This is a genomic window from Clostridium celatum (genome assembly GCF_021412605.1).
In the GTDB taxonomy this organism is placed as follows: domain Bacteria; phylum Bacillota; class Clostridia; order Clostridiales; family Clostridiaceae; genus Clostridium; species Clostridium celatum.
Map to the genome: position 1 here is coordinate 45,673 of NZ_JAJKGM010000025.1, position 6,266 is coordinate 51,938.

General features: G+C 26.3%; 7 protein-coding genes. 1 reads left to right on the forward strand and 6 read right to left on the reverse strand.

Features of this window, described 5'->3' with window-relative positions:
• Positions 1-106 precede the first annotated feature (106 nt).
• A complete protein-coding gene (locus tag LPC13_RS11125) occupies positions 107-1,282 on the reverse strand; it encodes a macrolide family glycosyltransferase (RefSeq protein ID WP_005213769.1) in 1,176 nt (391 codons plus the stop codon).
• A gap of 32 nt (positions 1,283-1,314) precedes the next feature.
• Positions 1,315-1,740 carry a helix-turn-helix domain-containing protein gene (locus LPC13_RS11130; RefSeq protein ID WP_040419585.1) on the reverse strand — a complete coding sequence of 142 codons (426 nt, stop codon included), beginning with the start codon at positions 1,738-1,740 and terminating at the stop codon, positions 1,315-1,317.
• A 285-nt stretch (positions 1,741-2,025) separates the two neighbouring features.
• Here LPC13_RS11130 and LPC13_RS11135 point away from each other — a divergent pair, with 285 nt between their 5' ends.
• On the forward strand, positions 2,026-2,406 hold the full coding sequence (locus LPC13_RS11135) for a hypothetical protein (RefSeq protein ID WP_005213771.1): 381 nt from the start codon (positions 2,026-2,028) through the stop codon (positions 2,404-2,406).
• A 64-nt stretch (positions 2,407-2,470) separates the two neighbouring features.
• Here the strand turns inward: LPC13_RS11135 and LPC13_RS11140 are convergent, their stop codons facing one another.
• From LPC13_RS11140 to LPC13_RS11155, 4 genes are all read right to left on the reverse strand, one after another.
• Positions 2,471-3,328 carry an AraC family transcriptional regulator gene (locus LPC13_RS11140; RefSeq protein ID WP_005213772.1) on the reverse strand — a complete coding sequence of 286 codons (858 nt, stop codon included), beginning with the start codon at positions 3,326-3,328 and terminating at the stop codon, positions 2,471-2,473.
• A gap of 109 nt (positions 3,329-3,437) precedes the next feature.
• A complete protein-coding gene (locus tag LPC13_RS11145; protein ID WP_005213773.1) occupies positions 3,438-4,367 on the reverse strand; it encodes a MerR family transcriptional regulator in 930 nt (309 codons plus the stop codon).
• Positions 4,368-4,645: 278 nt separating this feature from the next.
• Positions 4,646-4,798 carry a zinc-ribbon domain-containing protein gene (locus LPC13_RS11150; protein ID WP_195245640.1) on the reverse strand — a complete coding sequence of 51 codons (153 nt, stop codon included), beginning with the start codon at positions 4,796-4,798 and terminating at the stop codon, positions 4,646-4,648.
• A gap of 210 nt (positions 4,799-5,008) precedes the next feature.
• Complete coding sequence (locus LPC13_RS11155) at positions 5,009-5,632, reverse strand: DUF421 domain-containing protein (RefSeq protein ID WP_234088809.1); 624 nt, start codon at positions 5,630-5,632, stop codon at positions 5,009-5,011.
• Positions 5,633-6,266 lie beyond the last annotated feature (634 nt).

Here is a 6,266-nt window from a genome sequence, read left to right on the forward strand (position 1 = left end):
ATTACTTTCCATATGCTCAACAAAATAAAAAGTGCTGATGACTAATAATATCACCAACACTTATACTAAAAATATTCTATTAAAGTTAAATTTATTATTATATATTTTATTTGCTTTCTTGTATAACTTTTAATATTGCATCAGCTGCTCTTTTTGCTCCGCCTGAATTATGAAAACTTTTTGCTACACTCTTTGCTCTTTCTTTATATTCACTGTTATTCATAACTTGAATAACTGCAGATTTAATATATTCTATCTTGTCTCTTTTTAGCATAACTCCTGCACCTAAACTCTCAACTCTCTCTGCTACCATCTTCTGTTCTGAATGCTGTGGAAATAACACCATTGGAACCCCATAATATAAACTTTCATTAGTGCTATTCATACCACAATGAGTAATAAATACATCTGTTTCTTGAAGAACTTTAATCTGTTCAACAGTATTTTCAATTTTAAAATTACTAGGTATATCTCCTAAACTCTTAATATCAGTATCATTACCTACAGACATAATTACGTCAAAATTAGTGTCTTCAAATGCCTTCATACAATTTTTATAGAATTTAATATTTTTATTATTAACTGTGCCAAGTGAAATATATATTCTCTTCCTATTTCTTTCCTTACTCTCAACTACAACTTTAGAAACAGATGGTCCTACAAAATAAAATTTATTAGAGAAAGTTTCTACCATAGGTTGAAATTCTTTTGATGTATATACAATGGTATTTGTCTCATTATCATTTGTAACAATAGAAATAAAATTCTTAACATCATATCCTTGATTTCTTAAAAGCTCTATTTTTTTATTAATACGTCCCATACCAAAAATCATATGCATTATTTCATTTAATCCTTGTTTCATCATCTTTGCTGTATACTCATTAAAAGCAAATGTTGTTGTTGAGCATATATAAGGAATATTTAGTTTTTTTGCAAATAGTTTTCCCCAAAAGCTTAAAGAATCTGATACAATGCAATCTGGTTTAAAGTTTTTAAGTTCATTACAAACTTTTTCATCTAAAGCTAAAGTAGTGTCTACAACCATTTCTATTAAAGCTGGAAAATCCCTTCCTATTTTCTTTTCATCTTCTGGTCTAAGTTCTGGCAGATAATCATCACAACAAATACATTTTGCACCTGCAGCTTCAATTTTATCTTTAAATTCATTAAATGAATAATACACCACTTCATTCCCTCTATCTACTAATTCCCTCACTACTTCTATTGTGGGATTAGTATGCCCATGTGCAGGAATACAGAAAAAAACTATTTTACTCATATCTTTCTACATCCTTTTTATAAGTTTTAATTTTATTCATCCTTCATTGCTACCCCCATAGTTCCTACAAAATTTATTAAATCACGTTGATGAACAATTCCAAGACCTCTTTCCTCATCTCCTAGTATCAATAATTTATCACCTGTATTTATATTAAATATAGTTCTTGCTTCTTTAGGAATTACAATTTGTCCTCGTTCTCCAACTACAACAGATCCAAAGAAATACTTTCCTTTAGGAGGCACCGCAATTCCTGTTTTTTCCTCTGAATGGTTAACTAAATCATCTAATTTAACGTTATATAAATTTGCAAGCTTTATACAACTTTCTATATCAGGAGTAGATTCTCCATTTTCCCATTTTGCTACTGATTGCCTAGAAACATTAATCTTCTCTGCTATATCCTCTTGTGTATATTGATTCTTTTTTCTTAGACTTTTTAAATTCCTACTAATCATACTTTTCATACCCCCTACATTTATTTTATTAAACTTACTATTTATTTTCTATCAACTAACCTTAACATCCATATATATATTTATATATATTTATATATATTTATATACATTTATTTATTTTTTACTTTAACTTTATTATTTTCTTTGATAAATTTTTCATTTATATATTACCTTACCTTTCTTATTATTTTTGTAAAATATTAACAAATAATTTATTTAATTTAAACAAACTGATCTTTTCTAAATACTATATAGTATAAAATCTAATGATAGGAGATGAGATACATGTCAAGAAATTGTTGCAACACTACATCATCTTGCTGCAATCCTTGTGATGGTTATGGTATATTCAGCTTTGGTGGAGCTTGGCTTTATATACTAGCAATAATGTTAATATTTGGTGGCGGCGGCTTTTGCCCAGGTAGCTTTTGGGGAGGCTATAATAATATTTTCCGTTGTAGTGGATTTAATAATGGGTGGTGTGATAATATCGACTCTAACAATTTTAACAGCAATAGCTTTAGTAGCGGCAATTATAGTAATAGTACCCTTAGTAGTAATAACATTTCCAATACTAATTTTGCTAACCTTCTTAGTAGTCTTTCTAATAACCTTTCTAGTGATAGCAACTTTGATATTGCTAGCCTTACTGAATCTTCTAATTAGGCCAACCAAAAAAGCTATTAGGATTAATCCTAATAGCTTTACTATTACTAAAAAACTTATATAATTAATTTTTCTTTACTGGAATCCAAACTTCGCTATAGTAATTTTCATCTAAAGTTCCTTTTTTATATTGACTTGGATCTGTATACATTTCTATATTATAACCTGCTGCAATGCTATATTCTCTTTCATTTGGTAACCACTCTGAAAATATTTTTTTATTAGTCTCTTGAATCGCTGTTGGGCTTGGTCCATAACAAGGGAAAATAGCCCAAGTAAACTTAGGAATTGTTTTAACTATATATCCTTCCATTCCTTCTTTCTCTGTAGAATAATCTTCTGCAATCAGATACTCAAATTCATTTCCACCCATTTCCTCATCAATATTAATACCGTACATTCCGCATATCTCATTTAATTTTCCTTGTGAAATATGCTCATTCCAAAATAAAGGTACTTCCATAAATGCAGAGTCATACTTAAATTTCTTGGATGCACCTATTACCTTAAATTCATCCTTCTCAACAATTTTATAATCCATAATATATCCACCTTCCAATGAAAATTTTATTCTAAGAGCAACAAATGATTTTACCATTGCACCCTCTTTCCGAACAGCAGATGGTGTAACTCCATGAAATCTTGTAAAAGCTTTAGTAAAACTATCTGGAGAGTCATACCCGTACTTTATTGCAATATCTATTATTTTTCCATTAGTAGATAAAATCTCACTGCCGGCAAGTGCAAGCCTTCTTCTCTTAATGTACTCACTTAATGAATAACCGCATAACATTCCAAAACCTTTTTGAAAATAAAAAGGAGAAATATTTACTCTATCCGCAATTTCTTCAATAGATAAATCTTCGGTAATATTCTCTTCAATATAAGAAATAGCCTTTCTAATACTTTCAATCCATTCCATAACTTTTACCTCCCTCCAATTCGTTAATCTAATCTTATCATCATTAAAGGTCCCTATCCCGACTTTTTAAGCTTTCTTTTGTCCTATAAAAATCATATCTTCCTAAACATTACTCATTATCTCTAGATATTATTATCCTCATATTTTCATCATATTTAATCCCTAACTCTTTAGATAGCTTATCATTTAATTTTATAAGTTTATCATGATACTCCTTATACTCACTACTTAATATTTTCATATTAGGTAAAAAGATATCATAGTATCCACTGCTATTAAAAAATTCATTAAGTTGCTTTTTAAATTTATAAAAAGGATTCATAACCTTTAATAATGATTTATCATTTTGTTTTTCTATATTATCTAATAATTTTTGCTTATACTTTTCTAGCTCTTCACCTTCTGCATTTAACATATTGTTTATTTCATTTCTTGTACCAGCACTTATTTTCTTTGCCATTTCATCATTTATATTCTCATATCCAATTTGAATAAATCTAGGTATTTTTATCTCAGGAACATTATCTAAAAATTCAACAATATTAATCCATGCTTCATATTTATCTGGAGTATCTAGAGATTCATTTAAGTATGGTGCAAAATGATATGCTAAATATTTTCCCAGTCCACCTGGAAAAGATCTAATCAACTCTCTCTTAATGAATTCTCCATTATTTTTTTCAATTTCAATAATCTCATCATTCAATTCTTTTATGGTAATTTTCTCAAAGTTATTTTCTATTATTTTTTCTAAACATCTCTTTTGCATTCTTATTTGAATTTCTTTATTTTGCTTATCTTTAATAATGTTATTAATTATATATTTTTTATCTTTACTCTTTACTATTACCTTAATATCTTTAATTGCTATATCTAGTTTTCTATATAAAGATATTTCATTTAATAATGCTATATCTTCTTCTGAATACTCCCTATATCCATTATTACTTTTTTTAGGCTTTAATAATCCCTGCTTTTCATAATATGAAATTGCCTTCTTTGTTAGCCCTGTTAAATTACAAACTTCATTTATTAACATACAACCACCTCTAATTTATATGTTAATCTAACCCCTTAGGTATCAGTCAATAACAATTTATTACTTTTTTTTAATTTCACCTATTTTGTAATATGATATTTTTTACTTAGAAAAATAGTCTTAGCCACTGATATTACTTGACCAAGACTACTTTTTTCACTTACTTATAGTATGATTGTGCATATAATATACAATTTTTTCTAATACAGTATTTATTTTATTATAATAAAACATCAAAAAAGGTTGTAGTTTAAACTACAACCTATAACAATCTAAAATTATCTTCTATTTTGTTCTTTCTTAGCTCTTCTACAAGCTACACATCTTGTTGGCTCATTTTCAAATCCTTTTTCTTTGTAGAATTCTTGTTCTCCTACTGAAAATATGAATTCGCTTCCGCAATCTCTGCATGTTATTGTCTTATCTGTCATAAATATTCCTCCTAAAATTAAAGATTCTAAATTGATATAATAATCTCTAATTATCGAGAAACTATTTACCTAAATGAAACCTTTTTGTTAGCAACTTTGCTACTCTCTTATAATAACATAGTATTTATTTAATTACAACCTTTTTAAGATTATTTTTATAAATATTTTTAAATTGATACATTTTTTTCCATAATCGCACATTATTAACCTTTATTCAATCCCAAATTTATTTTCTGAATTAAAATCATTAGGATACTTTTCTGAAATAATAAGCTTTTTATTTTTATCTACACCAGCATAAAAAACATCTTCAATATTTTTTATATTTTTTCTTTTAAGTTCAGACTGTAACCAACTTTTATCTATACCTGCTATTTCAAGATTCTTATCTATTATTTTTCCATCAATTATAATATCATTTATTAAAGAAAAACTCTTTACCTTTAAATCCATATCATATGGAGTTATTGGCTTCTTATTAGATTTTATTAAAACCGATAATTGACCACTACTCTCCATAATTGCAAATTGTACATCCTCTAAACTAAAAACATCCTTTTCTCTTAACTTCATTATAAGCTCATTTATTGTAATCCTAAGTCTTTTCATATTTTTATCAATAATACGTCCATTTTCTATTAATATCAAAGTCTTAGCATTTATTATTCTTCTAGCTGTATAACTTTTTAAATTTAAATAACTAGTTACTATAGTTAACAATGTAAAAATTATTAATGCTATAATTCCCGAAAAAACTACATGATCTTTATCAATTATAATTTTAGCAATCATTGATCCCATAGAAACACTCATTGCAAAATCAAAAAAATTCATTTGTAAAATAATTTTAATACCAATTAATTTACTAAGAATCAGTGCTAAAATATATATTAAAATACATTTAATTATTGTGCTTAATAATATAGTACTATACATTTAAAATTAATCTCCTTATCTAAAATATAGTTATATTTTAAGTAAGTAAATTAATTTTATTCATAATAACCTCGTAAATTAAAACCTCATTTACTTATGATGTGGTTCTCAGTATCAGTATTAAGTGATAAGTGAGCTTTTTCTTAATATAATATTTATTTAACTACAGCATTTTTAATTGTTTTTTGTATAATAATTTAAATTGATATAATATTAGTAAAAATTAAAATTTTTTAATCTTTTTAGTATAAACACTAATTGTCAAATACTTTATAAAAATTATTTAAACTTTAAACCAGATTGTACTGTATAATTTACATTTGTTTCTAAAAATGAAATGTAAATAATTAAAGTTTGATAATACTATTTACAGCAAGCATATTCTTAATAGTATTATTAAAATTTATAGTTTTACTTCTTGATAAAATATCAAAAAAAATAGTAGCCCCAACTCGTTGATATGCTCCCTTTATAGTAGACAGTTAAAATAATAAAACTGTCATTACTATAGAGGGAGCAATTTTTATGGGAA

Bases quoted from the DNA above. Each gene is read 5' to 3' on its own strand.
- LPC13_RS11135 (WP_005213771.1), top strand. From the start codon at position 2,026: ATGTCAAGAAATTGTTGCAACACTACATCATCTTGCTGCAATCCTTGT.
- LPC13_RS11140 (WP_005213772.1), bottom strand. From the start codon at position 3,328: ATGGAATGGATTGAAAGTATTAGAAAGGCTATTTCTTATATTGAAGAG.
- LPC13_RS11155 (WP_234088809.1), bottom strand. From the start codon at position 5,632: ATGAATTTTTTTGATTTTGCAATGAGTGTTTCTATGGGATCAATGATT.
- LPC13_RS11145 (WP_005213773.1), bottom strand. From the start codon at position 4,367: ATGTTAATAAATGAAGTTTGTAATTTAACAGGGCTAACAAAGAAGGCA.
- LPC13_RS11130 (WP_040419585.1), bottom strand. From the start codon at position 1,740: ATGATTAGTAGGAATTTAAAAAGTCTAAGAAAAAAGAATCAATATACA.
- LPC13_RS11150 (WP_195245640.1), bottom strand. From the start codon at position 4,798: ATGACAGATAAGACAATAACATGCAGAGATTGCGGAAGCGAATTCATA.
- LPC13_RS11125 (WP_005213769.1), bottom strand. From the start codon at position 1,282: ATGAGTAAAATAGTTTTTTTCTGTATTCCTGCACATGGGCATACTAAT.